Source organism: Bradyrhizobium sp. (assembly GCF_035484855.1).
GTDB lineage: Bacteria > Pseudomonadota > Alphaproteobacteria > Rhizobiales > Xanthobacteraceae > Bradyrhizobium.
On record NZ_DATHOP010000036.1, the window covers coordinates 127646 to 152739 of the forward strand.

Consider the following 25094-nt stretch of genomic DNA (forward strand, 5'->3'; position numbering starts at 1 on the left):
CATGCCGGCAAGCGTGCTCCGCGCCGGCCGCGCGCGGAGCACGCAGCACCCATCCGGTTCCTGGCCGCGGCTGCCTGGAGAGGCGGCGCTTGAGGACGAAGTGGCGACCCGCGTGCTCTCAGCCCTGCACACCATCAGCACTTATCCATTTGATCCGGGTGTCCCGGTCTTCGCGCATTACCCGGCCATGAAGCTCGGCGACCTCGGGAGCGTGGACTACTTCGCCGCATTGCTGGCACCCATGGCCCACAAGGCGATCGTCGATGCGCCGCCAAAGGAGCGGGGCTGGGTGCTGACCTCGCCGCCATTGCGGGGCTTGCCCTGCGGCGCGAATCTGGTGTGCCGCGCGATCTTCGGCATGCTCGCGAAATCACTGCCGGATGGGCTGGCGCTGCGCCTCGACCCGATGGAGGTCCAGGGACCCAGGACGCCGATCGACAGCGAGGCCGCTTTCAAGGGCTACAACGAATACAGCAAGCATGACCTGAAGACGCGGCGGCAATTCTACATGGCGCGCGATGAGAGAGCGACCTACGATCTGGCCAATTTCGCAGGCCGCCGCGCGATCTTCGTGAACGACATCAACGTTACCGGCACCCAGCTCGCCTCGATCACGAAGCTTCTTCATGGGGCCGGGGTCGAGAGCCTCGACGTTCTGCTGATTGTGAATGTCGACCGCGGAATCGGATGCGCGTTTCCCCAGCTCGAGAGCGAGATCAACGCTTCAGGAATCGCCGATCTTGCGGAATACACGGCCTTCCTGCGCGATTGCGAATTCGAAGCCACGGGAAAATTGATCTCGCGGCTGTTGTCCCACGACACGGATGAACTTGCAGCGATCTTCGAAGCGCTTCCGCCTTCCAGGCGGCAGATGCTGCATCGCGCGATCCTCCGGGAGGACCTCTATGGAGGCGCGCTGTTCAGGCAAAAGATGCAGGTGGTGGAACGTGCTCTTCTCGATGGATGAGCGGTCCGACGATCTTTTGCAGCTCGAGGGAGGTTGGCGATGGCTATGTCTGTTTTCGATCTTGCGTATGAAGTGCCGATCATCGAGCGGAAGGTCTATGCCGGGCGCTATAGCCGGATGCCGTTCGACACGGCCGACCCGCGCCGGAACGAGCCTTTGGTCAGGCTGGAAACCGTCGGCGTCGCCTATGAGGCCCATCACGCCCGGACCGACGGCGGGAACTGGCCCTATTTCGGAGCGCTGCCCGGCGCCCGCAAGGATGTTTGGCTGCGCAAGACCGTTGCCGGGATGCTGGCCCAGGTCAACGACCGGCTCAAACCCTACCGCGTCGAGTTGATCGTTTGGGATGGATATCGCACCCTCGCCTGCCAGCAGGGAATGTGGGACTTCTTCTATCGCGAGGCGGTTCGAGCGACGCCTGATGGAACGCCGGCGATGTGGCGCGCGCAGGCGCTCAGGCATGCCGTCGATCCCAGCGATTTCAGGGAGGATGATCCGGCGACCTGGCCAACCCATGCCACGGGCGCGGCCGTCGACCTGTCGCTGCGCGACCTCCAGTCCGGGGACTACTGCGAACTGGGCGGCCGTTTCGAGGACATCAACGACATCGCCGCCACCGACTATTTCGAACGAAAACTCGCAAGCGGCGAAATCGCCGGTGACGACACGCGGCTGAAGTATCGGCGCCTGCTGCATTGGGCAATGAGCAGCGTAGGCTTCGAGAACGACCCGTTCACGTTCTGGCACTATGACTGGGGCAGCCAACTCTATGTGAAGATGACGCGTGTGCTGCGTGCCAATCCGGTAAAAGCCGCCTGGTACGGCTATATTGCACCGCCCTGAGCGATCATCGTATCGGCGGCCATTCGAACGACGGGACGTTGCCGCAGATCGCGAGCTTTGAAGCGCGACCGGTCGGCGCGTCGCCGAATCTCTTAAGCACTTGGGCATCTTCAAAAGTCCCGGATGACAGGTCGCCGCTGCGGCTGAACGCGATCGATCCCACAATGCCCTCTAGCCGCGACAGGTACTCCGCGCGGAGAACCGCAGCACTCGTACTTAGGCATTCGACCGGCTCGCCGGTCGCAACTCCGTCATCGTCGAAGCGGCCAGCTCGTCAGCGCCGGTTCAATGAGCGCGCTACGCCGCTTCGCGCAATCTCCACAGATTCGGATGGAAGCGATCCTAGCCCATACAGCCTATCGTGTGATGTCTCGGCTGCTAGGTTGTCGGTGTGGCCGCGTTGAGAAGGTTTGAGATAGCGGTGACAAGCTGGGCCGGGGCGAATGGCTTAGACAATATAACGCTGTTCGGAACGCCTTTTGAGGCCCAGTCTGCGGCGCTCGCTCCGCTCATGTAGATAACGGGATATTCCGGATCAATCTCGCGGACGTGACGGGCGACTTCCCAACCGTCGATCTTCCCTTCAAGATTGATGTCCGTCACGACGGCGCGGTATTTCTCCTTGTTCCCGTTCAACAAGGTCAAGGCCTCCTCGCCAGATGCGACGATGGCCGTGTTGAAACCTCCATCCCCAAGAGCTTCTTCAATGAGGACCTGAATTGAAGGGTCGTCTTCGACAACGAGGATGATGGGTAAGTCCAAAGCAATTCTCCCCCAGACCCCTGCCCGGGGCACTGCACACGGCTGTTAAGTTGCAAACAGCACACAAGTTCCCTTTCGCATCTGCGTATGCCAAAGAACGGCCTCAGCTCGGGGGCTGAGGCCAAGGGAAGGTCCACGGCTTTCCCACGACGACCACAAATGCGAACGTTGAACCGATATATCCAAAAGCTATGCCGATGATACGGACGACGGAGGAGGAATGGGACGCTTGGCTGCGCGTGCCATGGGATGAAGCGGAACCGCTTCAGCGACCGCTGCCGGACGACGCTTTGAGCGTCGCTCGGAGAGATTTTAAAGAAGATCCCGGGCCGGCCGCCGCCGTTTAGTGTCCCTTGCTCTCTGTGTTCGGGATCAGAATTTGACTGCGATCGGCTCGTCCACCCCCCCAGCTCGCCCATATTCGCACTGAAATCCCGCGCTGTTGTACGGCTTAACAGCTCAACTTTTTGTCCTTCCGCTCAGCTTCTCTGGCGCACTCTTCCCAAGTCTCAGCCATCTTCAACAACGTATCTTTGTCTTTCGCGCCGGTGAGTTTCGCCATCCGAATGCAGTCGGCTGCATATTCCCGGTACGTCTTTGCATCTTTCATCGTAGCCTCCTCAGCCAAGTGAAAACGCCCGAAAGGGGAACCTTGTTCGGAGCTAATATGATCCAGCGACAGTAAGTTAATATGGAACAAATCGCCCTGTAGCCGATTACAACACCAAATTGGGTTACCGAATGAAAAGACCTCTAAGAAAGTGTTCGAAGCGAAAGAAGGCGAAGCGTGGCTGAGACTCTTCAAATCATTTTCGATGTCCCTGCAGATCTTCGAAAATGGCTTTCCGTAAACAACGAACGCAATACAAGGGTGAATCATCCCAGTCCTTACCTGGTCTTCGACGGCACTCTCGACGAATGCATCGGGGAGTTCATGTCGAGACCCGCGACCCAACATCATTTCTATGAAATCCATACTGCTCAGCCAGGGAGAGTTAGTGAGCGCCGTTTTGTCGGCCGAACATATTGTTGAACTCGCGCGATTACGTGATTTTCTTTGAGGTCAAAGACTTTTGGCGCGCGGCTTGAATGCGCCGGGGTATCTTTCGAATTCAGGGTATTCGACGAGCCTATCTTCCCAAGTAGGAACAATTGTTTGGGTTCGCCGTTCAATCGAAATCAACCAAAGGGAGGACCACTATGGTTACGGAAGCAAGAGAAACTGGTTCGCTAATCGGCAGCGATAAGGTGGAAGGAACCGCGGTGTATGGCTCCGGCGACACCAAGATCGGGAAGATCGAGCGCGTCATGATCGACAAGATGAGCGGCAAGGTCTCCTACGCCGTGTTGAGCTTTGGCGGCTTTCTCGGCATCGGCGACGACTACTATCCCCTGCCGTGGCAGTCGTTGAAGTACGACACTAATCTCGGCGGATACCGCACCGGCATTACCGAGAAGCAGCTCAAGGGGGCACCGAAGTATAATAACGACAACTCTTGGAACTGGAATGATCCTGCAAGCGCGCGCTCGGTGAACGATTACTATGGCGTTGCGATATGAGGAAAGGCCTCTTGAAAGACCCTTAGGCTTCCGTACGCGGAAGCCTTTTTTCATCGCCTGCTCTCACCGGTTCTACGCTTTCGAATCTTTCCCCGACCCTCGTGAATTCTCGTTTTCGAGACGAGCGGCAAAGAAAAATATATCGCCCATCGCGCAAAGCTAGGAACGATCATCACGCCGCCGTATTGGTTTCGCGCTATCGTAATACATCATGACGGAGTGTCCGATGTCCGACAAAGACCTCAACGCGTTATTTCTGGATACGCTCAAGGATATTTACTATGCGGAAAAGCAAATCTATAAGTCGCTCCCGAAAATGGCTAAGGCGGCTACGTCGGACAAGCTCAGGGCGGCTTTTGAAAAGCATCACGCGGAGACCGAGGGCCAGATCGAACGCCTAGAACAGGTATTCGAATTGCTTGGCAAGCCCGCCCGCGGCAAAAAATGCGATGCCATTGAAGGCATTCTCGACGAAGGCAAGGAAATAATGGAGGAGTACGAGGACGAACCGGCTCTGGACGCCGGACTTCTCGCTGCGGCGCAGGCCGTCGAACATTATGAGATATCCCGCTACGGCACATTGAAATCGTGGGCCACGAAGCTTGCCATGAAAGACGCGGTGAAGCTTCTCGACCAGACACTGACCGAAGAAAAGAAGACCGACGACGCGCTGACGAAACTCGCCGATAGCGAGGTCAATCCGGTCGCTCAGGCAGCGTAAATAATCCACACAGTCCAAAACACCCAGGGGTCAGCGGATGATCGGCAGTTCGTGAACTGCCGATGGCTGAGGCTGTGGATGCATCAGGCTTTGAAAATGCAATTCGAGCGCGCCGCTCGGGAGTTTGCCCAATGGCGTGCCGTTCCGGAGAGCGAGAGGTCGCTAGCGCCCGCTTGGTGGTGGCAGCCTGCGTTCGAAGCGCGCGAACAACAGGAACGGATGTCACCGCTATGGTGCTTTCGCCTCGAACTGCCGCTCTCGTCCTCCTATGCCGCAGGCGCGGCGGTGCTGATGGCAGCGCTCGCAGATCAAACGTCTTTGCCTTGGCCGGATGAGTTTCCGCGCAAGATCAAGAAGGATGCTGACAAAGAGCCCCAGAAGCAGGGGTCTTGAATTACTTTTCGAGCAAGTAGCGGCGGCATTACCACCATAAACACCCCGCAAACCCCACTTGAAAAGGAAGTACTGCGACCCTGCGCGGGGCCGCCAGCCGGGGACAATTGCCGGCGGCCCCCTTCACCAGCCACTTCCAATTGCCCTGCCTCAACGGGCTATGACCGGCTGAGAAATATGCCTCGACCTAATCGTTTGTTCCGATCAGCCGGCTTAGGCTGCGGTGGTTGAACGCCGCGCTACTGCTTTGACTCCCCGATCAGGACCTCGCCGACTTAGGCTCATCCGCTCTTGGCACTGCAGGTGACTCGCTTTGGTCGCGTAGCGAGCGGTGGTCAATGCCACTACGTCCCAGTTCCTTGGGCCGGAACTTTCTGCGATCCTTATCGTTTATCGGTTAATTAGGAGGCCTGAAATGAACCAAAACCGCATCCGCGCCGCGGGCATCGTCAAGCGACCAGCTCTGGGGACACCCAGTTCGGTGGAGCAGGTCGTTGCGCCAACCGCCATCGAGCGCGCTCTTTCCGTTTACCAGCAGCTGCGGGAGCGCGATCAGTCGGTTTTACTACAGGCACGGAAAATCCTTACCCAGCATATCTACGGAATGATCGACCAAGGCGAGAACGACGAACACCGGCTGATAGTCGGCGGCCTAGTACATCTCAAGGCCATCGAGCGCGATCATCCTATAAAGTCCGCTCACAATTCGGAAAAACGCACGTAGTGGGCAGCACCCTCGTCGAAAGCGACGCGGTGCCGGAGGAACCAAATTGAGTTAGCTGATTTGATGCTGACCGGAAACGCTAACTAACGAGGACAAAATGGCCAAAGACGAACATAACAAAGCTGCTGAGCATCACGAGAATGCTGCCAAGGCTCACCGCGCCGCTGCTGAGCATCACGGCAAGGGAGACCATGCAAAGGGTAAGGAGCATGCCAATGTTGCGAAGCAACATTCCCAGACTGCTCACCAGCACACCGATCAGGCCCATTCGAAAAGCCAACAGCAGAAGTAGTTAAGCAAAAAGGCCCGGCCAATCAGCCGGGCCTTTTCATTGCACGGCAACAGAATCGGGAAGGCCATTATGGCTTCTCCCACCGCAGTGAGATCGCCGCCCGCTCGGCGAGCTACTTAGGATTCTCAGCATTGATGTGCAGGACGTAAAGAATTTGGGCAAATTCGTCCGTCACTTCCATGCGCCATTCCTGACCCGGCTGAAGCTTTCCGTCCAGGCCTTGCAACATTTGGCCAGCCATGACGGTAGCTTCGCGCCAAGCGGCGTGCGTATCAGGCAAATCTTCGCCCTCGTAATCGATCTCAGGCCGGTTATGATAAACGTGAAAGAAGTACCTCGGCATCCAAAATAAATGCCATTCCGCAACGACAAGTTCCGCTGGACCCTTACGCCGGCGCAGCGCATCCCTGGATAAAAAGCCTCAACTCCCACGAGGCCACCCCCTGTGCCAAGAACAAGTTCGTGCAATTGTTAACCAGCGGGCTAGGTGGTGCTAAAATTTTTTCTATAGCCCCTTGAAACCTTTTTGTGGTTTTATTAGTTCGGTTGCCGCCGGATGCCCAATGGGTCCGGTGCGGGCGTCGACGGATGTCCGACGCGCTGCTTGTACCCACTTTGCTCAATGGAGGATGTGGCTATGAGGAACTTCGACTTTACTCCCTTTTCGCGGTCGAGCATCGGCTTCGACCACTTGATCGACCTTCTGAACAATCCCCAGCTAGCGGAAGATCAGGGTGGCTACCCACCCTACGATATCGTTCGCACCGGCCCGGAAACCTACCGCATCGCGCTAGCCATCGCCGGGTTTACACCGGACGAGATCACCATCACCAGCCAGCAGAGTTTGCTGATGGTGGAAGGTCGCAAGGCGAATGAGGACGATCGGCATTACCTGCATCGAGGCATCTCGGCGCGAGCCTTCACGCGCCGATTCAATCTTGAAGACCATGTAGAGGTTGAACAGGCTAACTACGAAAACGGCCTGCTGCAGATTGATCTGGTCCGAAAGATTCCGGAAGCAATGAAGCCTCGGAAAATCTCGATCGGCACTCAGCCATCCAAATCGACGAAATCGCTTAACGCGGCTTGAGTCGGAACGGGTACGGGGCGGTTCTGCCTTCTCGAACCGCCCCTCAATGCAAATGGAGGGAAACGATGTCACTCAAGCAAAACCCCGCTGATATCGATGCGTTGTTGCATCCAGCCCGCGCATTCAATCACCCAATGGATGTCGTGAGAGACGACGACCTGACGCTGTATGAAAAACGTGCGATCCTCTCCTCGTGGGCATCCGACGCCTGTGCGGTTGAGGATGTTCCCGAGCTGCGTCAGCTATCGGGCATTGGTCCCGTCAAGTTCGATCACATTATGGATGCACTGCGCGAACTGGATTCTGAATTGCAGCGAAGAGCTAACCCAAATGCCAAGGGGAGCCCGCAGAAACGTCCAAGGTCCAGCCAATCCGGCGGGGTTTCATTTTTTTAACGACTTTGTCGCCGAGATAACAAGCCGTCCCAACTGACGACGCCGGGCTGTCAAACTCGCTCGCGCGCTGCCGATGGTGGGCAGCCCATTCCGGCCGCCAGTCGAGGATTTGATCGTTCAACCCATCATGCACGTGTCCCCGCATCCAGCGGACTATGCGCTCGGTCACCATACTCTCTGTCTTCTTCGGCTCGTGGCGGCCTTACTCCCTGCGCTCAATCTCAGCCGCCTGTGCGACATATTCGGCGGCTAATTTCAGCAGCTCAGCTTGCGTTACGGCGTCGTTGATCTTATCGGCGTGCCACCGACACTTCGCGGCCTGATCGCGCAAATAGTTTGAACGTTCGAACATGGGCCACTATGGCACATTGGACCGCGAAGCCCATGGCCAATAGCGCTCACTTTGGCGGTTGTAATCCCGGCGAATTGGCCCAATCGTCTAAATGAGACGCCGTGTCGGCCTGACTTGCTTTCTTGAGCAGGGTATCGCGCTCTGACCGGGGGGAAGCTTTTTGGCCCGTTCGCGAACCTCATCGGCCCATGCGGTGAGTCTGTCCTTAAGTGTTATGGTTTGCTTGGAGCGGCGGCGATGCTGCATGATACAACCTCGTGCTTACGGGTCCTAACCGTAGGGTTAATTTGCATTCCAATTCTAATATGCCGACACACGCGGATCGGTTCCATAGTGAACACAAACTCGAAATTAGGACACCGGGTTGATTCCGGACAGCACCGACTTGCCAAAAGAACATTTAGCGAACAGCAATGATGCTGCCACTCGTGACGAGCCTCGCCATGGAATTAAATCACATCAGGTGGCGCTACCTGAGGAGAAGTGCATTGGAGAGAACTTCCACAAGCTCAGAAACTTTTGCCGCGATCAGCACTTTGTCTCTCGCGGCACGGGCACGCCGTCACCTACCAGCACCAGTAATTTCAGATTTTCATGTTCGTCGAAGAAGAGCATGCCGAGACGCTTTGCAAAGCATTCGGCGGCGAGCGGATGCATCCATCCGAGAGAGGCAGCGGCAAACACTGGTCGCGGTGGAAGAAGGGAACGTACAAGCCGAACCCGCGGCGGCCGTATGATTTTTCTGATTGAAGGAGCAAATCATTCTCTGCACCGGATTTATTTTTCCGGAGCAAATTCGGAGCAAAATATTTTGTTCGCCCGCCCTAAACCAACGCTAAGTGCTTGAAAAGCTTGGTGGGCGCACCAGGGCTCGAACCTGGGACCCGATGATTAAGAGTCATGTGCTATATAATAACATCGCCCAACTGCCCCTAACGTCGATAGCGGGAAATGTCCGATAACCCACTATTTTTACTAACTTTTCTACAATCTGTTAGACTTTGAGGGTAATGAAGCATAAGTAGGGCTAACATCCCATCTGTTTACCCCGGCGTTACCCCCGAAAGAGAAGAGCACCATGGCCAAGCCGCTGACTGCAATCGCCGTAAAGAGCTTCAAGTCTGGTAAAGCGCGCCGCGAGATGCCAGACGGCGGCTGTCCCGGCCTCTACCTGGTCATCCAAACCAGCGGCCAAAAGTCATGGGCTCTCCGCTTCAGGCGGCCGAATAGCAAGCCCGCTAAGCTAACGCTCGGACCGCTTGATCAATCGGGCAAAGAGGCCTCTCCCCAGCCAACCATTGGTCACCCACTCACGTTGGCTTCGGCGCGCGCGCTCGCCGCAGAGCTTGGTAGGCAGCGTGCCAGAGGCCGCGACGTGGTCGCAGATCACGAAGCTGCCAAGAGCCGGCAGAAATTCGAACAGGAGACCCGAGCCCAGAACACTTTCGCCGGAGCCGTCAGGGACTTCATAGAGCAGTACGCGAGGAAGAAGACCCGCCGTTGGGAGCAGCAGGCACGACTTCTCGGCCTTAGGCCGGCTTCCAATACTCTTGAAATCATTCCTGGAGGACTAGCCCACCGCTGGAGGGACAAGCCGACCGTCGATATAGACGGCCACGACATCCACAGCTTGATCGACGAAACGCGACGGGGTGGCGTGCCCGGCCTGGAGCGGCGCACCGATGAACCCAGTGAGGCGCGCGCGAGGGTGATGCTGGCTTGCCTGTCGAAGATGTTCAACTGGTTGTTACAGCATAGAAAGGTTGAGAAAAACCCGTGCAGTGGAGTTCATCGCCCCGATCCGTCTAGGGCGCGCGATCGGGTCTTGACCGATGCTGAGATCGCGAAGTTCTGGCTCGCTACTGACACAATCGGCGGAACGTTTAGCCCGCTGCTCAAGCTCTTGTTATTGACGGGCTCCAGGCTCAACGAGGTCGCCGGGATGACACGGGAAGAGTTGAGTGACGACGGCCTGACCTGGAACATCCCAGGCTCGCGGACCAAGAACAATAGACCTCATGTGGTGCCTTTGGCGCCGCTGGCTCGAGACATACTCAAGAGCGTGACCGCTGACGCCGGATTGCTGTTTACGACTACTGGCAGGTCGCCGGTTAGCGGATTCTCGAAAATCAAAAGCCGTCTCGACAACTCCCTGTCGATCCCGCCGTGGCGGCTGCATGACCTACGCAGAACGGCTGCGACCGGCATGGCTGGCATCGGTGTCGCGCCCCACATCGTGGAGGCGTGCTTGAACCACGTCAGCGGCGCCAAGGCTGGTGTTGCTGGCACCTATAATAGGGCAGCATATGAACCAGAGAAGCGCGCGGCACTGAAGCGGTGGGCCGATCACGTTACCGGTACCGTCTCTGGTCGCACTACTAAGGTAGTGGCACTGCGCGGGCGGTCATAAGTATAACCATGCCCCCGCGTGACGAGGAACTTTCTGCTGGACTCTACATTCAACAGCGGATGTTGCCGGAGTGGCGAATCAAGAAGGCAAAACTTGTAGGCGACGCAGTGAGGTTGATTAAACCTGCCGCCCAGCAACGAGAGGCATGTCGAGAAGAGGTCGAGAAGGTTACCTTGGCTCTTGCTGGTGCCTATGGGTTGTTGGGCGCCAAGGACCAAGGCAAAACCAAACAGGGCAAGCAGGCTGCGGGGAAGGTCGCTAGGGCGTTGCGCGTTATGCGTATTGCGCTGAAGGATGACAAGCTTGACGTAGCCCTCAAGGCGTACCTCACAATGAACATTTCCCTGAAGACATTACAGGCGTTGGAGCGCCTATGCGAAAGGCTATCGCGAGCGTCCTCAGGAAAACTTCCCCGAAAGGTCGCAGGAAAGAAACGCCTGGCCGTAACGGAAGCCCTGACGCTGATGGAGAAATATTGCACGAGCGAAGCTAACAACGCGACTAAGGGAAGCAATTTCTGCAAACTGGCGGCGGTCTTGTACGGCGAACCGGACGCCGATCTACACAACCAGTGCGCCACGGCTCTGCGCATAGTCCGTAAAAAACGGGGTTGAAAATAGCCCCGGTATTTTTCGCCAGAGCGATCTAATTAGGAGGTCCCAGTTCGTAACAGAGGGACTTACCATGATCGCCAATTGCACAGACAAGCCCACGGGAACCCTCGGGCCCCGCAAGGCTGTTCCGATTCCAACCGACGCGATCTGGATCACCGCGAGGCAGGTTTGCCAGCGATACGGCGGCCGCTCGTCAATGTGGCTGTGGCGAAAACTTCGGAGCGATTCGAGCTTTCCCAAGCCAACATATTTCGGGCGCCTGCAGTTTTTCAAGCTTGAAAATCTCGAAACCTACGACCGCACCGTGATCGCACAGAACGACTCTGCTTAAGTCGCAAACACGGCTAGCCGTGTCAGCGATCAATTTTGGGAAACTGGCTTGCGTCGACCGCTCGGGGCGTACGCCAGTACGTGATGAGCGGATTCCAAACCAGCGAGCCGAAGGGATTCACAATGACGCACATTAATAACCGCCGAGGAACAGTAGCAGAAGCAACATCAGAGTCGGCGGCCGAGGCTGTCGATGATTTCGGGCCCATGACGCCGTTGCCCAAGAAGCAAACCGTTGCAGACGTCGACAGCGTCAACGTCCACCGCAATCGGCAACTACTGTCGTTCATAATGGCTGATCCATTAATCACTGCGGCTGCCGTTCCTGTGAGACCAAACAGATCATCCTAGCGCTACCGGAACACCTCGCCGTGCGGATCGGCCTTTCGCAGAATTACCTTGAGGACGTCAACAGTATGGTCGTTGCCTTGATCACCGAGATCGACGATGCCGACGTCAAGCGCGAACGAGAGAGCCCCTGCAACAATGAGATGGATGACGATGTGCCGTTCTGATCCTGCCGTTCACTAAGGCAAAACGAGGAAAAGGTCGTGACGATGATCGAGTTCAATCGCTCCAGATACCGAGGCTGAGCCTAACATGAGCGAGCAGGACAATATCGCAGTTAGCGGCGCGGGTAATGAACTTCCGCACCATGGCCCAGCTGACCATTTGGTGCCGCCCATGCGGGCGGCCGCACCGGTCGAGCTTTTCTGGCACAGGGCCGATGATGAGCGTGCAGCGCGACCGTGGCTGGTTAAAGGTTTGATCCCAGAATCGGGCGTCGGCCTGCTATCCGGGCAATGGGGCACGGCGAAGACATTCGCAGCAATTGACTTAGCCGGATCCATCATGACCGGAATGGATTTCGCTGGCTACCAAGTCGTTCGCCGGGGTGGCGTGTTGTTGGTCGCAGCAGAAGGCGCCCAGGAGGTTCCGATCCGATTGCAAGGTATTGTCGAACGAAAGCTGCGTCTGGACCCGTCAGCAGCGTCCAGCGCTGATCTCGACCAGCTCCCGTTTGCATGGATCGAGGAATGCCCCAGTCTGAAGAATGATGATGGCTTTGAGCGCCTTGTAGCTGCGACCGTGGCCGCGTCCGCCATCATGATGAAGAAGGCTGCTGTCGAGCTGGTTTTGATCATTATCGACACACTATCGGCGGTCGGTGACTTCGACGACCAGAATGCTGCCGCCGAAAGCCAGCGGATCATGAACCGGCTGGCCAGCCTGAGCCGGCGTACCGGCGCATTCGCCCTTGCAGTCGACCACTTCGGCAAGACCGCCGAGTCGGGAACACGTGGCAGCAGCACCAAGGAGGCATCCGCCGACGTGGTGCTGGCGATGCTGGCCGAACGCGACATCAGCGGCACGCTGGCCAACACCCGCATGGCCGTTCGCAAGTTGCGCGGCGGCTCGACTGGCGCCGTGACGCCATTCGATCTCGTTATGATCGATCTCTGCAACGGCGAAACGACCTGCGTCGTGGACTGGAGGGCCGAACAAACCGCTGAGAAGGTCGCCACGAGCTCCAAGGTGACGTGGCCAAAGGGCTTGAGGATATTCCGCGCGGCGATGCAAACGTCGATCCTCGACCACGGCAAGCCGACACAGCCCTACGGCAGCGGAGGTCCGACCGTTCAGGCGGTGGCGAATGCCTTTGTCAGGACGGAATTCATGGCGTCGTATCCGGCTGACAGTGAAACCCCGCGCGGCCAGAAGGCCGTAAAGCGCTCGGCATTTAACCGCGCAGTCCGCGATGCGAGGGAACGCACGTTGATCTGCTCGCGCGAGATCGATGCCGTCGATCACCTCTGGCTCACAGCCGACGATGGACCGGATCAAGCGCGAACGGAGCGCCAATGATCCATCCCATCAAATCGAGACCCCTTACGTGCGAACGAACGGGGGACTTTAGTGTCCCCCGTTCCGTTCGTTCGCACTCAGGGCGCGAACTGGTGCGAACTTTCGTCTTGTTGCGTTCGCAGCGTTCGTACCCTCTTGCAGACCTCGCTGAGACGCTGCGCATCGCCCGGCGCATGCAAATCATACGACGAAACCAACCAGTATCGGAATTCCATCATGAGCGTTGATCTACTCGGCGGTGCAGAACGCGGACGCACCCGGCCCCGCGGCTTTACCGACTGGAACCCGAACGGGGTCTCGCTGGCGTTGTTGGCGCAGGTTCGAGAGGTACTGCTCGAGTACTATCTGCCCTTGACCTTGCGGCAAGTGTATTACCGCCTGGTGGGTGCACACGGCTATCCGAAGGATGATCGAGCCTATGGGCGCCTGGGCGAGATGCTCAACCGAGCTCGAGGAGCCAAGCTGATTCCCGTGAACGCTATCCGCGACGGCGGTGGTACCAGGATCGATCCAGAATCCTGGCGGGACGCCGAACAATATCTGCATGCGGTCAGATCTCAGGCGTCGACGTTGCAGCTCGACCGCACCGAAGGCCAGAGCGTGCACCTGGTGCCGATATGCGAGGCCGCTGGCATGGTCCGCCAGCTCGCCCGCGTCGCGGAACAATATGGCGCGCCGGTCATTAGCTCGGGCGGTTTCGAATCGACCACCGAGAAACATGACTTCGCCGCCGAGCTGATCGATGACGGGCGCGACTGCGAGGTACTACATATCAGTGACCACGATCCCTCCGGCGCACATCTGTTTCTTTCCTTGTAGGAAGATGTAACCGCCTTCGCAAAGCATATGGGCGGCGTCGTCGAGTACACCCGGCTTGCTGTGACACCCCTCCAGATCGTCGACCTGCTCCTGGAAACGGCACCGAAGAAATCGACCGATGCCCGCGCCTTCAACGGCGAGACAGTGCAAGCCGAGGCCATTGCGCCCGACATGCTTGCGGCCATCGTCGACGAAGCCATCAGGGAACGCATCGACTATGGCGCTTGGAATCGCGTCATCGTGCTCGAGAAGGCAACCCACGAAGCGCTGATCAACAAACTGAAATGAGCCGGGATCATCGCCACCAAATAGCAAGCAGAGAACCGAGACTCTCTAAGCATATGGCCGCCGAGAGAACAAAATACAACTTATGCGGGTCCCAGTTGATACCAACCCACGACGGGTCGCGCGCGAGTATCGTAACAATCTAGCGCCAAAGTTGTGTAAGGCTACAACAACGAACGAAAACGAGGAGCTACCGATGAAAACTTTTGGCATTAATGCTCTCGCCGAACTGCTCGAAAAAGATCGCGCAACGATTGTTCGCGGCCTTCGAGGTGTACCTGCGGACTCGAAAGAAAATGGGCACCGGCGATGGCGCATGAGTACAGCGGTCGCGGCGATGGAACGGCACAAACGCGCCAATAGCGGCGGCGGCAACGACGGCGGCCAAGATCCTGCGCTGATGGCCCTATTCGCGAAATTCGATAAAGCCTATGACGCAATGAAGGCTCTGGAGACCGTGGAGGGCCGCCGCAAGGCGTCGATCGCACTGAGGCCGCTGATCGCAGAGACCAACGTCCTGATACGCGAGCGCGGCGTGGCTAATGGGCAGGATGCCGAACTCGTGCAGCTCCGAGCCGACAAAATCTTCTTTCTCTGCTTACGCGGCTTCGAGGCTCCCTGCGAGTGGACTTTGGACGAAGCGCATAAATTCCTCAGCTTTTGAGGTGAACTGGAACGGGCAATGCGAAAGCATTCACCTCATCGGAACGTTTACTCCTAATTCGATTGAGCCATTGAGGGCCGCGCAACATGAAAAAGAAACTGACGATCGTCGGCGGGTCCGAGCATGTAGGCGGACCGCATTGGCTGTCACCGACCAAGAAACGCCAAAGCCTGAAAGGGAGGCCGCTCGGCAGGCTAACGCCCGAAGAGCGTCACTGGCTCGCGACCGCCCTTGTCTCCCTGAAACAAATCTTCGAACAACGGGAAGCGGGCCGACTCGGAAACCAAGCATATTGTATCTTCGAGGTGGGGAATCTCTACGTACAATTTCTGGCGCCCTGGGACGGCGAGGAACTCCTGTGTGAAGTAGGTTCCGCAAAATCTGCTGCTCCAATTGCAACTGTCTTCGCGGCTAAAGTCAAAGCGTCTCTTCTCCGATTAGGTTTCGATCTACCAGGATTTTCGCCCAATTGTTCGCAACAGATCCAAATTAGAAGTCTTCGCGATCTCAGCAATGCTGCTCAGTTGGGCTTTGGGGTGCTTAAGCAAGTCTACCAGGTGAAAGATTTTGGCTCGGCGACATTCCGCACGAACATTCCTGAGCCTAAGGAAATAACGTGAAGTCGGCGACAAAACTTGGTCTTCTGCGCAAACGTTCTGTCAAGGGATCGCCATTGGGCTCGGAAATAATGAAGGCTCTGAAGAATATCCAGCTAGCCACCGAGCCAGCAGCTGACGATCTTGACGAGTGACCGCTTTGCGCCGATCGTGTTGAAAAAGTCCTTTTTCGCTTGTGACTGAAAATTCTCAGGACCGCTGGCGCGTCTCTCTCGCTGCGAGGTGAGGGTCCACATCAATTGCCACAAAAACGATCGCTGGCGCTCGTATCGATTCTACAGAGCCTTGCAGCGGCTGAAATTGCCAATCCGCTACATTTGCGAGATTTTCGGAGCCCCGCCATTTTCGAGTTTTTCAACATAATCTGCCAATAGCGGCCGGTCAGTACAAGGAGTGCGGGCGCGAAACCGCCGCTGGCGGCAATTGGATTTTGGCTCGCGGCTGGTCAGACTCTCCGCCCGATGCCGACCACATTCACGTCGCGGATGTTTTCGCGGATCGATAAACGCAGTGATTACGCGTCACCTGAGGCGAACATGGCGGAACCACAGTCGGTACTCTCTTGTCGTTTGGCCCCACCCTACGGACGTCCGCTGGCAGACGGACCCTTAGATGGATCGACATGCCAGCCTGGCCGGGACAGTCGCTTCGTCAGAAACGAAGACAGCGCTTCGACCTTGGCGCTGCGGGCACGCGCCGTCGGCGTAACGAAATACAAGCCGCCGAGGGCCATGGTCCAATCGGCAAGCAAGACTTCTACCTGGCCCGTCCGCAGTAGGTCGAAGGCAACGAACTCGGGCAGTTCGGCAATGGCGAGACCCGCAAGCAGCGTTGGAAGCAGGGCATCAACGTTGGTAACTCGTAACGGCCCGACTGGCGTGACCGTCACACTGTCGCCCGCCTTGTTCGTGAGGTGCCAGACATCGCGGTTGGCCCGATAGGCATAGCCAAGACAGTGATGGGCCGTGAGATCGTCAGGATGGCCGGGGCGGCCATAGCGCGCGAGATAGGAGGGCGCTGCGACGATGAAGCGCCGAACGACCGCCAACCGCTTGACGACAAGAGAGGAGTCTTCCAGCACTCCGACGCGCAGAGCTGCATCAAAGCCGGCGCCGATCAGGTCGATCTTCTCGTCGCTTAAATGCAAATCGACCGCGACGTCGGGATACTGTTGGAAAAAGTCGGGCAGGATTGGGGCCACCCAGTGCGTGCCAAATGACATCGGCACCGCGAACCTCACGACCCCGCGCGGGCGCCTCGCCGTCTCGATGGCGATACACTCGACTTCTTTCGCCTCGGCGTAGATGCGGGCGGCCCGGTCGGCGAGCCCGCGTCCGAAATCGGTCAGCGCCAGCCGTCTCGATGAACGATTGAACAGACGACCGCCAAGCTGGTCCTCAAGGCGCGATACCGCGCGCGATACCGTGGCGACTGAGACGTCCATGCTACGGGCCGCACCGGCATAGGATCGCTCCTCGGCCACCTTGGCGAACATGGCAAGTCCTTCGAAATCCGGAAGTTTCGGCATTTTGCAATCCTGCAACGGTGGCTTTCAGGATATTCTATTTTGAAACGATGTCCGCGACCACAGCTTTGTCCCACCCATCAGGAGACAGGTCATGGCACGCAGACTGGCAGGAAAAATCGCCGTCGTCACCGGCGGCACAACCGGCATCGGCTTCGCTAGTGCGAAGCGCTTTGCGGCGGAAGGTGCGCGCGTGTTCATCACGGGGCGCCGTCAGGCCGAACTCGACAAGGCCGTCGCCGCCATTGGCGGGAACACGACAGGCATACAGGCCGATGCCTCGAAGATGGCTGACCTCGATCGACTCTATGCGCAGGTGAAAGCCGATGCCGGCCGGATCGAGGTCCTGTTCGCCAATGCCGGCGGCGGATCGAACCTGCCGCTCGGGAGCATCACCGAGGAGCAGTATGACGATACGTTCGGCCGAAATGTGAAAGGCGTACTATTCACCGTGCAGAAAGCGCTGCCGCTGCTCGTCGACGGCGCCTCTGTCATCCTGACCGGCTCGACGGCCAGCATCGTCGCGATGCCTGCCTTCAGCGTCTACGGCGCATCCAAGGCCGCCGTTCGCAGCTTCGCTCGTCACTGGACGCTTGATCTCAAGGGGCGCCGGATCCGGGTCAATGTACTGAGCCCCGGCCCGACAAAGACGCCCGGTCTGCTCGACCTCGCCGGTGACGACCGGGCGGCGCAGCAGGGCATGCTCGATCAGATGGCATCGGAACTGCCGCTCGGCCGGGTTGCTGATCCGGACGAGATCGCAAGCGTGGCGCTGTTTCTTGCGTCGGACGACTCCAGTTTCGTCACCGGCGCCGAGCTGTTCGCCGATGGCGGCCAGGCGCAGGTCTAGCGGAGGCAGCGGAGAGCAGTGCATGTCGAACGGCATCGAGAGCCTGCTGGCTCGCAACCTTCGCGAGGTCTGCCCGACCCGTTGATCATGGAGACAAGGGATGAGCCAACAGCATAACATCGCCATTGCCCAGAAGCTTCTCGAAGGAATCGGCAGCGGCCGGGATCCGGGCGAGATCGCGGCCCTGTTCGACGCCGATCTCGTATTCGAGATCCAGGGCGATGACGGGGTGCTGCCCTGGATCGGCCGCAAGACCGGCCGCCAGGCGGTCGCCGATTTCATCCGCGATATCCGCGCGCTGACCGATCCCGTCAGCTTTGAGGTCGAGGACATCCTGGCCAGCGAGAACCGCGCCGCGATCATCGGAGCGCTTCAGACCCGAATCAAGGCCACCGGCAAGATCATCGCGACGCAATTCGCGATCATCCTGACAATCACAGGCGATGTCGTGACGCGCTACCAGATGCTGGAGGACAGCTTCGACGTCTCGAAGGCGGCGCGCACCTGAAACCGTAAATCAAAGACTTTTCAAATGTCGACGGAAATAATTTCGGCAAATGAGCCGGTTGCGATCGTCGGCCTGCCGGCGGGACGCCGGAGATGGGCCGCCACGGCAATTTTCACCGCCCTCGCGATGGCGTCGCTGGATACGGCGATCGCGAACATCGCTCTTCCCGCGATAGCGGCCGATCTCCATGCCGGCCCGGCCGATGTCATCTGGGTGGTGAATGTCTATCAGATTGCACTCGTCGCAACGCTCTTGCCGCTCGCCGCGCTTGGCGAAGTCGTCGGTGATCGCCGGATTTATCTCGGCGGCCTTCTGCTGTTCACGCTGGCGTCGCTTTTCTGCGCATGCGCCTGGTCGTTGCCGAGCCTGCTGACAGCGCGCGTGCTGCAGGGCCTCGGCGCCGGTGGTATTTTGAGTGTGAATACCGCTTTGGTTCGTTTCGTTTATCCGGGGCGGTTGCAGGGCCGGGGTTTCGGATACAACGCACTGGTCGTCGCGAGCGCCTTCACGCTCGGCCCGACGATCGCGTCGGCGATCCTCGCGATTGGGCCGTGGAGCTGGTTATTCGCCGTCAACATTCCCTTCGGCGTTGTTGCGATCTTGGTCGGTCTGAATACATTGCCGCGCACCCCGAGAGCGGCGCACACTTTCGATTTTCCCGGTGCGCTGATGGCTGCTGGCTGTCTCGGCCTTTTCACTCTTGGGATCGGGAGCGCGGCCCATCACGAGGGGCCTCGGCCTATATCGATTGAACTTGCCTCCGCCGCGCTAATTGGCTGGGCCCTGATCCGCAGACAGGCGGATTCTCCAGCGCCCGTGCTGCCGATCGACCTGTTTCGCAGACCAGTCTTCGCCCTGTCGACTGCCACCTCGATCTGCTCGTTCGCGGTCCAGGGCCTGGCTTTCGTCTCCCTGCCATTCTATTTCGAGGATATTCTTGGCCGGTCACAGGTCGAGACCGGCTTTTTCATGACCCCCTGGCCTCTCGTAGTGGCCATCATGGCGCCGATCGCCGGACGTCTATCCGACCGCTATCCCGCAGGCATTCTCGGCGGGATCGGTCTCGCGTTGCTCGGCCTGGGAATGGCGTTGCTGGCGATGCTTCCGGCGAACCCGCATGTTGTCAACATCGTCTGGCGTATGGCCATCTGCGGATGTGGATTTGGCTTTTTCCAAGCGCCGAACATGAAGGCCTTGATGTCCAGCGCGCCTTCTGACCGCAGTGGAAGCGCGAGCGGCATGGTTGCGACGGCACGCCTGCTGGGACAGACGATTGGAGCAGCACTTGCGGCACTCTGTTTCGGTCTCGTCGGTCGTGAGGGGGCCACGGTCGCACTGGTACTTGGTGCGGTTTTCGCCGCGGCAGGATGCGGGATCAGCGCCCTGCGATTGGTCGCGACCTCGCAACGCGGCGCTTGAGCCCCCCTAATTGTTTCCTATGCAGGCTGGATTTTTGACGTGTCGCGCGGTAGGCGGGCTGGCACTACGTGGGATCACCTTTTTGTGTATCGAACTCGGGCGTGGCGATGCCTACGTGTCGGATGTCCGATTTGTGATGTGCCTGTGATCACGGAAACGATAGTGCAACCAAGCTTTGATTTCGTCGGTACTCGGCAATTGAGCTTCGAGGAGTGGGCGGTTTCGACGTGCCGAGGCGACCACAAAGCGATCGACCCTAGTGCTTTTGCCGGTTGGATGCGCCCACTGGGCGTTTACGGAGTGCCGGCAGCCGCGATCAAGATCCATTGCGGGCCTACGGCGGTGGATCATGGCGATAATACTTACCGGTACGAGCGGACACGCCGCGACGTTCGGCTCGCTGACGTGGACTGGTACCATGCGCTATTTCAGGTCGCTGGTTGGTCAGGGGTAACCCAGAACGAGCACACGGTGCGACTCGCTGCAGGAGATATTGGACTCGTCGACGGGGCGCGGCCCTCGACGCGCATATATGCGAACGGTTCACAATGGCTATCGATTTATCTGCCGCGCCAGTCGCTCATCTCTCATCTCGGATACGAGCCGCGAGTCTGCTTATACGGGAGCGGCGGAACGACAGCAGCGCGCCTCCTCCGTCAGCTTGTTCTCGACAGCATCGGAGGCAAGGAATGCATAGCCGCACCGGCCGGCCCCCACATGCGGCTTGCCCTCTACGATCTGCTTGGCGCCGTACTTGCACACTCTGATCCGGGACCCGTGTCCCGTCATGCAGACGGGCTGTTCGCCCGCATCTGCAGTATCATAAAGGATCGCTGCGCCGATCAAGACTTCGGCCCTTCAGAGGTAGCAGCTGAAACGGGGATTTCGCTACGCTACGTCCAGAAGCTCTTAACGGCGCGCGGCTGTACCTGCGGCGAATTGATATATTCCATTCGTTTGGATCAGGCCGCGCGGCTTCTGGAACGCCGGGCGTTTCTCGGTACAAGTCAGCCTCTCAGCGAAATTGCCTATGCCTGCGGCTTTCGCGATTATGCTCATTTTGCAAGAAGATTCCGGCAGCGGTTTGGTCGTGCACCGGGCGCCCATGTCGAAGGGGGCGGTCTCTTTGGCAACCGGATAGTGCGTGCTGGTGAGCCTCCGTCGTCCGCTCAAAACTTCTAGCGCTCAGGCTGCATTGCTGTAGCTGAGTTGTATGCTGGCCCATGGACCGCCAAGTCACAGGCGCTACTTGACGAGGATTGCGAGCCCGAGGGGACCGAGGCCAGCTATCGAAGACTCGCTCGCCACGTCGCCGCACACGACAATCCACTGCGAGCCCGGCTCGGCGACCAAGCCCGCAATGCCAGGTCGGCTAATCGGCCAACCTGACTCCAACGCGATTTGGGAATCCGATCAGCAAAACCAGATCAGGCTCCACAACGCGTGGGCCGCGAACAGTGCGCGCTGGTACCCAGTGAAAGTGCGCGCTGGGCTCACGACTTCCAACCACCTGCGTTTAAATTCGTTCGTCGAGTTGATCCGAGTTGTGGTTCCCGCCTGCGCTCATAAGACGGCTTCGGTCTGTTGCAGGATGGCGGCTAAGGCGTGCGCGCACTCAACGCATCAACGCAATTGGTACATCCTAAACCGTGGGGACTGGAGATGCCGTTTGTAACCTTCACCGTCCGGCGCGGCCTCAGCGCCGCCGACAAGTCCCGCTTATCGGAGGCAATGACAGAAGCCCAGGCGGCCGCCGGCTATCACCGAGCCGACAGCTTTCACCGCTTTCTCGCGGTCGACCACGATGACCTTCTGGTAGATCCCCGCTTCCCCGACTACGCAACGGACAGAACCGACCGGTTCATGGTCGTTGAGGTAGTCATCTCCAGCGGGAGGCCGACGGGAACCGCCGCCACCATTGCGGACGAAGCGGTCAGACTGTTCGGCGAGCGCCTGCATCTCGCGCCTCAGGACATCCTATTCGTCTTCCATGAGGTGGAATCGAACCTCCCGCGCTTTCCTGCTGCGTCGATCAGTCCTGCGATTCGGAAACTTTGGTAGCTGCAATCCTGCAACGATGATTTGCAGGGATGGTCTGTTTTGGAATGACACCACCGGCCACAGATGTGGCTCACCCAATACAACAGGAGACAGGTCAATGAACGACATGGAGGAAATCGAGCATAACGCCGCGGGCGTGAGCCGGAGGTTCTTGCTGGGCGCAGGCTTGGGGGCAGCCGTCATCGCAGGTGGTGCGGTCAGGGCCGCAAACTCGAGCGACAGATCTTCTGCGGTCGACCACGGAGCCAACGATCCATTGCCATCTTCGGCGGTGTCGGCGAACCGGTCGATGTTTCCAGGGTTTCGACAGACCTTCGTGCGCACGCGCGGTGTGATGGTCGACGGCAAGCTCGCCGAAGGCGCGGTGATCAACACGTTGATCGGCGGCAAGGGGCCTCCGCTGCTGCTGATACACGGACATCCGGAAACGCACATCTGCTGGCACAAAGTCGCCGGCAAGCTCGCGGAACGTTTCACCGTCGTGCTGACCGATTTGCGCGGCTATGGGGACTCCAGCAAACCCGACGGTGGTGAGGAACAAATCAACTACGCCAAGCGCGCGATGGCGGCGGACCAGGTGCAGGTCATGCAGTCGCTCGGCTTCGATCGCTTTCAGGCGGTGGGCCACGACCGCGGCGGACGCGTGCTCCAATTCATGATGCTGGACCATCCGGAGGCGTTGGAGCGTGGCGTGGTGCTCGACATTGCGCCCACCGATCTGATGTACGCGCAAACCGACAAGAACTTCGCGACCAAGTATTTCTGGTGGTTCTTCCAAATCCAGGATGCGCCTTTGCCGGAGCGCTTCATCGGCGCGCTACCGGACTACTATGTGGAAAGCCATCTTGCGATCCAGAGCAAGACACACGGTGCCGTGACGCCGGACGCTCTTGCTGCCTATGTCCGCACCTACAGCGAGCCCGCCGCGATCCATGCAGTTTGCGAGGACTACCGCGCCGCAGCGGGAATCGACAGTCGCCTTCTGGCAGCGTCTCGCACCGCCGGCCAAAAGATTAGCCCGCCTTTGCTCGCGATCTGGGGCGGCAAAGGCACGGTCGGGCAGGAGTTCGATGTGGTGGGGCTCTGGAAGCAGGAGGCTGTGACGGTTTCGGGACATCCACTCCCGTGCGGACACCTGATCCCGGAGGAAGATCCAGACGGCCTCGTTGCCTCGCTTGACGACTTTCTGACCGGCTAATCCGCAAGGGGCAAAGAAACGTGTCGATGCCTGCAACGAGACATCCCACCTAGCCTTGAAGGAAGAGATATCATGATGATGAACCGACGCGCTTTTTCCACCGCCCTCGTGGCCGGTGCCGCAGCTTCGCTGATCTCCACGCGTGGCGTGGCCGCAAATTCAACTCCAGCGAAGGCAAGCAACGTCGTCTTTGTGCACGGCTTGTTCGCCGACGGTTCATGCTGGTCCGAAGTGATAGCGCGATTGCAGGCGGCGGGGCTCAACGCCACGTCCGTGCAAAATCCGCTGACGACGCTGCCCGAGGCGGTGGCTTCGGCCCAACGGGTGCTGGCGCGGCAAGATGGCCCGACGGTGCTGGTGGGCCATTCCTTCTCCGGGATGATCGTCACGGAGGCCGGTGTGCATCCGAACGTCTCCGCGCTCGTCTATGTGGCGGCACGCGCGCCAGATGCCGGCGAGGATTACGCGGCCCTCGCGAAGACTTATCCAACGCCGCCGGCGACGGCCGGGATCGTATTCGACGGCGATGAAGGACGCCTTTCCGAGCAGGCTTTCCTGCACGATTTTGCCGGCGACCTGCCGGAAGCAAAAGCCAAGGTGCTCTATGCCGTACAGGAACCATTCCACAAGGCTCTGCTGTCAGGCAAGACCACCCACGCGGCCTGGCGATCGAAGCCGAGCTACTATGCGGTTTCAACGGATGACCGCACGATCAATCCGGACCTTGAGCGATTCATGGCCAAGCGGATGGGCGCCAAGACCATCGAGGTGAAGGCCAGCCATCTCTCGCTGATCTCCCATCCCGACGAAATCACGCGGCTGATCCTCGAAGCCGCGGGACAGCAAACCTGACGAACCCAGCACATGCACAGCACGAAAGGAGCAAGGAGCCATGAAACGCTTTGGATCTGCCGCCTGGAACGGCGGCCTGCGTGAAGGCAAGGGCTCGGTCTCGACCGAGAGCCGCCTATCCCTACACGTTCTTCAGCCGCTACGATGAAAAGCCGGGCACCAATCCAGAGGAGCTGCTCGGGGCGGCTCACGCCGCCTGTTTCACCATGTCCTTCGTCAGACTACTCGGCATGGCGAACTTCGTGCCGGAGCAGGTCGACAGCAAATCGGAAGTCGTCCTCGACAAGGACGGCGATGGCTTTTCCATCACCTCGGTCCATCTCACCGTCACCGCGAAGATACCGGGCATCGACCAGGCCGCGTTCCAGTCAATCGCCGCAAAAGCAAAGGCTGGTTGCCCGCTCTCCAAGCTGATGAACGTCGAGATCGGTTTCGCGGCCACTCTTGCCCCGTAAAGTCTAAGGGACGCTCCGCCGATAACATCCGGGGCGAGACCAGGCCGTGGTGCTGCGGGGCGCTTCTTGACTTGAACGGCCCTTAAGGCGGCGCCGCTCGCCCTCGCAACATCGAGCGCGTCCGACAATTGCTCGCTGTGTCCACGGGCACGCCCTGGCGCTCGCGGGCCGAGGCCGACCGCGACCAAACACCTTCCCCTTCGCGCCGCCGCCCGTGTTGGGGAGGCCGGATGCTGGTCGTAAAGACGTTCAAAGGCCCGCGCCCGGCACGCTCGCCGTCGCCGAGCTCGTCAGTCTTTGCCTTCGTACTTGAAGGAGACTTTGAGCTTAGTGCGATAGGCTTCGACCTTGCCCTTTTCGATCACCAGATCCTGCTCGACGACCTCGGCCACGCGAAGGTCCCTCAGGCTCTTCGATGCGCGCTCGACGGCAGCCGCGGCGGCCTTCTCCCAGGATTCCGTGCTTGTGCCCACCAGTTCGACCACTTTGTAAACGCTCTCGGCCATCGCATCCTCCCTCGCC

Annotated in this window: 31 protein-coding genes and 1 pseudogene; 27 read left to right on the plus strand and 5 right to left on the minus strand. The window is 58.9% G+C overall.

The annotated features are described in order from the left end of the window. Position 1 precedes the first annotated feature (1 nt). Entirely contained in the window at positions 2–967 is a 966-nt protein-coding gene (locus VK804_RS04970; protein WP_325368448.1) for a hypothetical protein, read from the plus strand. Positions 968–1006: 39 nt separating this feature from the next. Next, complete coding sequence (locus VK804_RS04975; protein WP_325368450.1) at positions 1007–1810, plus strand: M15 family metallopeptidase; 804 nt, start codon at positions 1007–1009, stop codon at positions 1808–1810. 378 nt (positions 1811–2188) lie between these two features. Here the strand turns inward: VK804_RS04975 and VK804_RS04980 are convergent, their stop codons facing one another. Then, on the minus strand, positions 2189–2572 hold the full coding sequence (locus tag VK804_RS04980) for a response regulator (RefSeq protein ID WP_414642720.1): 384 nt from the start codon (positions 2570–2572) through the stop codon (positions 2189–2191). 451 nt (positions 2573–3023) lie between these two features. After that, positions 3024–3182 (minus strand): hypothetical protein, encoded by a 159-nt coding sequence (locus VK804_RS04985; RefSeq protein WP_325368452.1) that lies wholly within the window; start codon positions 3180–3182, stop codon positions 3024–3026. Between the two features lie 590 nt (positions 3183–3772). Here VK804_RS04985 and VK804_RS04990 point away from each other — a divergent pair. The 5 genes from VK804_RS04990 (at position 3773) to VK804_RS05010 (ending at position 6262) form a co-directional block, all read left to right on the plus strand. Further along, positions 3773–4132: a PRC-barrel domain-containing protein gene (locus VK804_RS04990; protein WP_325368454.1), complete on the plus strand. Its 360-nt coding sequence runs from the start codon at positions 3773–3775 to the stop codon at positions 4130–4132. 226 nt (positions 4133–4358) lie between these two features. Next, positions 4359–4853, plus strand: coding sequence for a ferritin-like domain-containing protein (locus VK804_RS04995; protein WP_325368456.1), 495 nt, complete (start codon positions 4359–4361; stop codon positions 4851–4853). 78 nt (positions 4854–4931) lie between these two features. Next, positions 4932–5246: a hypothetical protein gene (locus tag VK804_RS05000; protein WP_325368458.1), complete on the plus strand. Its 315-nt coding sequence runs from the start codon at positions 4932–4934 to the stop codon at positions 5244–5246. A 415-nt stretch (positions 5247–5661) separates the two neighbouring features. Continuing rightward, on the plus strand, positions 5662–5970 hold the full coding sequence (locus VK804_RS05005; RefSeq protein WP_325368460.1) for a hypothetical protein: 309 nt from the start codon (positions 5662–5664) through the stop codon (positions 5968–5970). 97 nt (positions 5971–6067) lie between these two features. Beyond that, positions 6068–6262: a hypothetical protein gene (locus VK804_RS05010; RefSeq protein WP_325368462.1), complete on the plus strand. Its 195-nt coding sequence runs from the start codon at positions 6068–6070 to the stop codon at positions 6260–6262. 112 nt (positions 6263–6374) lie between these two features. Here VK804_RS05010 and VK804_RS05015 read toward each other — a convergent pair whose 3' ends face one another. Continuing rightward, complete coding sequence (locus VK804_RS05015) at positions 6375–6605, minus strand: DUF6894 family protein (RefSeq protein ID WP_325368464.1); 231 nt, start codon at positions 6603–6605, stop codon at positions 6375–6377. 294 nt (positions 6606–6899) lie between these two features. Here VK804_RS05015 and VK804_RS05020 point away from each other — a divergent pair, with 294 nt between their 5' ends. The 12 genes from VK804_RS05020 to VK804_RS05075 all read left to right on the plus strand — a co-directional run bounded on the left by VK804_RS05020 (position 6900) and on the right by VK804_RS05075 (position 15707). Further along, complete coding sequence (locus VK804_RS05020) at positions 6900–7352, plus strand: Hsp20 family protein (protein ID WP_325368466.1); 453 nt, start codon at positions 6900–6902, stop codon at positions 7350–7352. Positions 7353–7417: 65 nt separating this feature from the next. Further along, positions 7418–7747 carry a hypothetical protein gene (locus VK804_RS05025; RefSeq protein WP_325368468.1) on the plus strand — a complete coding sequence of 110 codons (330 nt, stop codon included), beginning with the start codon at positions 7418–7420 and terminating at the stop codon, positions 7745–7747. A gap of 716 nt (positions 7748–8463) precedes the next feature. Then, a complete protein-coding gene (locus VK804_RS05030; protein ID WP_325368470.1) occupies positions 8464–8946 on the plus strand; it encodes a hypothetical protein in 483 nt (160 codons plus the stop codon). Between the two features lie 231 nt (positions 8947–9177). Then, positions 9178–10509 (plus strand): tyrosine-type recombinase/integrase, encoded by a 1332-nt coding sequence (locus VK804_RS05035; protein ID WP_325368472.1) that lies wholly within the window; start codon positions 9178–9180, stop codon positions 10507–10509. Positions 10510–10517: 8 nt separating this feature from the next. Beyond that, a complete protein-coding gene (locus tag VK804_RS05040) occupies positions 10518–11123 on the plus strand; it encodes a hypothetical protein (protein WP_325368474.1) in 606 nt (201 codons plus the stop codon). A gap of 70 nt (positions 11124–11193) precedes the next feature. Then, a complete protein-coding gene (locus tag VK804_RS05045; RefSeq protein ID WP_325368476.1) occupies positions 11194–11454 on the plus strand; it encodes a hypothetical protein in 261 nt (86 codons plus the stop codon). Positions 11455–11824: 370 nt separating this feature from the next. Next, a complete protein-coding gene (locus VK804_RS05050) occupies positions 11825–11968 on the plus strand; it encodes a hypothetical protein (RefSeq protein ID WP_325368478.1) in 144 nt (47 codons plus the stop codon). Positions 11969–12053: 85 nt separating this feature from the next. Continuing rightward, positions 12054–13319, plus strand: a complete 1266-nt coding sequence (locus VK804_RS05055) for an AAA family ATPase (RefSeq protein WP_325368480.1) — start codon at positions 12054–12056, stop codon at positions 13317–13319. 216 nt (positions 13320–13535) lie between these two features. Beyond that, positions 13536–14138: a hypothetical protein gene (locus VK804_RS05060; protein WP_325368482.1), complete on the plus strand. Its 603-nt coding sequence runs from the start codon at positions 13536–13538 to the stop codon at positions 14136–14138. 27 nt (positions 14139–14165) lie between these two features. Then, a complete protein-coding gene (locus VK804_RS05065) occupies positions 14166–14426 on the plus strand; it encodes a hypothetical protein (protein ID WP_325368484.1) in 261 nt (86 codons plus the stop codon). Between the two features lie 193 nt (positions 14427–14619). After that, positions 14620–15087: a hypothetical protein gene (locus VK804_RS05070; RefSeq protein ID WP_325368486.1), complete on the plus strand. Its 468-nt coding sequence runs from the start codon at positions 14620–14622 to the stop codon at positions 15085–15087. 86 nt (positions 15088–15173) lie between these two features. Then, the gene (locus VK804_RS05075; RefSeq protein ID WP_325368488.1) at positions 15174–15707 is read left to right on the plus strand and encodes a hypothetical protein; all 534 of its coding nucleotides are present in this window, start codon (positions 15174–15176) and stop codon (positions 15705–15707) included. A 577-nt stretch (positions 15708–16284) separates the two neighbouring features. On the opposite strand, the gene VK804_RS05080 is transcribed toward VK804_RS05075, so the two are convergent. Further along, positions 16285–17232, minus strand: a complete 948-nt coding sequence (locus VK804_RS05080; RefSeq protein ID WP_325368490.1) for a LysR family transcriptional regulator — start codon at positions 17230–17232, stop codon at positions 16285–16287. A gap of 91 nt (positions 17233–17323) precedes the next feature. Between VK804_RS05080 and VK804_RS05085 the strand changes: the two genes are divergently transcribed. From VK804_RS05085 to VK804_RS05120, 8 genes and pseudogenes are all read left to right on the plus strand, one after another. Next, entirely contained in the window at positions 17324–18079 is a 756-nt protein-coding gene (locus VK804_RS05085) for an SDR family oxidoreductase (RefSeq protein WP_325368492.1), read from the plus strand. A gap of 100 nt (positions 18080–18179) precedes the next feature. Beyond that, positions 18180–18587, plus strand: a complete 408-nt coding sequence (locus tag VK804_RS05090; RefSeq protein ID WP_325368494.1) for a nuclear transport factor 2 family protein — start codon at positions 18180–18182, stop codon at positions 18585–18587. Positions 18588–18611: 24 nt separating this feature from the next. Beyond that, a complete protein-coding gene (locus VK804_RS05095) occupies positions 18612–20006 on the plus strand; it encodes an MFS transporter (protein ID WP_325368496.1) in 1395 nt (464 codons plus the stop codon). 144 nt (positions 20007–20150) lie between these two features. Then, positions 20151–21188, plus strand: coding sequence for a helix-turn-helix domain-containing protein (locus tag VK804_RS05100; protein WP_325368498.1), 1038 nt, complete (start codon positions 20151–20153; stop codon positions 21186–21188). Positions 21189–21668: 480 nt separating this feature from the next. After that, complete coding sequence (locus VK804_RS05105) at positions 21669–22067, plus strand: tautomerase family protein (RefSeq protein ID WP_325368500.1); 399 nt, start codon at positions 21669–21671, stop codon at positions 22065–22067. Positions 22068–22164: 97 nt separating this feature from the next. Next, entirely contained in the window at positions 22165–23265 is a 1101-nt protein-coding gene (locus VK804_RS05110; protein WP_325368502.1) for an alpha/beta hydrolase, read from the plus strand. Positions 23266–23337: 72 nt separating this feature from the next. Further along, positions 23338–24117 carry an alpha/beta hydrolase gene (locus VK804_RS05115; RefSeq protein WP_325368504.1) on the plus strand — a complete coding sequence of 260 codons (780 nt, stop codon included), beginning with the start codon at positions 23338–23340 and terminating at the stop codon, positions 24115–24117. A 40-nt stretch (positions 24118–24157) separates the two neighbouring features. After that, positions 24158–24572 (plus strand): annotated as a pseudogene (locus VK804_RS05120) (OsmC family protein). A gap of 290 nt (positions 24573–24862) precedes the next feature. Here the strand turns inward: VK804_RS05120 and VK804_RS05125 are convergent. Continuing rightward, positions 24863–25094 (minus strand): dodecin family protein (locus tag VK804_RS05125; RefSeq protein WP_325368506.1); only part of this gene is annotated, 232 nt, incomplete at its 5' end.

Bases quoted from the DNA above. Each gene is read 5' to 3' on its own strand.
- VK804_RS05065 (WP_325368484.1), top strand. From the start codon at position 14,166: ATGGGCGGCGTCGTCGAGTACACCCGGCTTGCTGTGACACCCCTCCAG.
- VK804_RS05055 (WP_325368480.1), top strand. From the start codon at position 12,054: ATGAGCGAGCAGGACAATATCGCAGTTAGCGGCGCGGGTAATGAACTT.
- VK804_RS05075 (WP_325368488.1), top strand. From the start codon at position 15,174: ATGAAAAAGAAACTGACGATCGTCGGCGGGTCCGAGCATGTAGGCGGA.
- VK804_RS05040 (WP_325368474.1), top strand. From the start codon at position 10,518: ATGCCCCCGCGTGACGAGGAACTTTCTGCTGGACTCTACATTCAACAG.
- VK804_RS05060 (WP_325368482.1), top strand. From the start codon at position 13,536: ATGAGCGTTGATCTACTCGGCGGTGCAGAACGCGGACGCACCCGGCCC.
- VK804_RS04975 (WP_325368450.1), top strand. From the start codon at position 1,007: ATGGCTATGTCTGTTTTCGATCTTGCGTATGAAGTGCCGATCATCGAG.
- VK804_RS05115 (WP_325368504.1), top strand. From the start codon at position 23,338: ATGATGATGAACCGACGCGCTTTTTCCACCGCCCTCGTGGCCGGTGCC.
- VK804_RS05095 (WP_325368496.1), top strand. From the start codon at position 18,612: ATGTCGACGGAAATAATTTCGGCAAATGAGCCGGTTGCGATCGTCGGC.
- VK804_RS04985 (WP_325368452.1), bottom strand. From the start codon at position 3,182: ATGAAAGATGCAAAGACGTACCGGGAATATGCAGCCGACTGCATTCGG.
- VK804_RS05045 (WP_325368476.1), top strand. From the start codon at position 11,194: ATGATCGCCAATTGCACAGACAAGCCCACGGGAACCCTCGGGCCCCGC.
- VK804_RS05090 (WP_325368494.1), top strand. From the start codon at position 18,180: ATGAGCCAACAGCATAACATCGCCATTGCCCAGAAGCTTCTCGAAGGA.
- VK804_RS05070 (WP_325368486.1), top strand. From the start codon at position 14,620: ATGAAAACTTTTGGCATTAATGCTCTCGCCGAACTGCTCGAAAAAGAT.
- VK804_RS04970 (WP_325368448.1), top strand. From the start codon at position 2: ATGCCGGCAAGCGTGCTCCGCGCCGGCCGCGCGCGGAGCACGCAGCAC.
- VK804_RS05010 (WP_325368462.1), top strand. From the start codon at position 6,068: ATGGCCAAAGACGAACATAACAAAGCTGCTGAGCATCACGAGAATGCT.
- VK804_RS05080 (WP_325368490.1), bottom strand. From the start codon at position 17,232: ATGCCGAAACTTCCGGATTTCGAAGGACTTGCCATGTTCGCCAAGGTG.
- VK804_RS05000 (WP_325368458.1), top strand. From the start codon at position 4,932: ATGCATCAGGCTTTGAAAATGCAATTCGAGCGCGCCGCTCGGGAGTTT.
- VK804_RS04990 (WP_325368454.1), top strand. From the start codon at position 3,773: ATGGTTACGGAAGCAAGAGAAACTGGTTCGCTAATCGGCAGCGATAAG.
- VK804_RS05015 (WP_325368464.1), bottom strand. From the start codon at position 6,605: ATGCCGAGGTACTTCTTTCACGTTTATCATAACCGGCCTGAGATCGAT.
- VK804_RS05025 (WP_325368468.1), top strand. From the start codon at position 7,418: ATGTCACTCAAGCAAAACCCCGCTGATATCGATGCGTTGTTGCATCCA.
- VK804_RS05105 (WP_325368500.1), top strand. From the start codon at position 21,669: ATGCCGTTTGTAACCTTCACCGTCCGGCGCGGCCTCAGCGCCGCCGAC.
- VK804_RS05020 (WP_325368466.1), top strand. From the start codon at position 6,900: ATGAGGAACTTCGACTTTACTCCCTTTTCGCGGTCGAGCATCGGCTTC.
- VK804_RS05085 (WP_325368492.1), top strand. From the start codon at position 17,324: ATGGCACGCAGACTGGCAGGAAAAATCGCCGTCGTCACCGGCGGCACA.
- VK804_RS05005 (WP_325368460.1), top strand. From the start codon at position 5,662: ATGAACCAAAACCGCATCCGCGCCGCGGGCATCGTCAAGCGACCAGCT.
- VK804_RS04995 (WP_325368456.1), top strand. From the start codon at position 4,359: ATGTCCGACAAAGACCTCAACGCGTTATTTCTGGATACGCTCAAGGAT.
- VK804_RS05110 (WP_325368502.1), top strand. From the start codon at position 22,165: ATGAACGACATGGAGGAAATCGAGCATAACGCCGCGGGCGTGAGCCGG.
- VK804_RS05035 (WP_325368472.1), top strand. From the start codon at position 9,178: ATGGCCAAGCCGCTGACTGCAATCGCCGTAAAGAGCTTCAAGTCTGGT.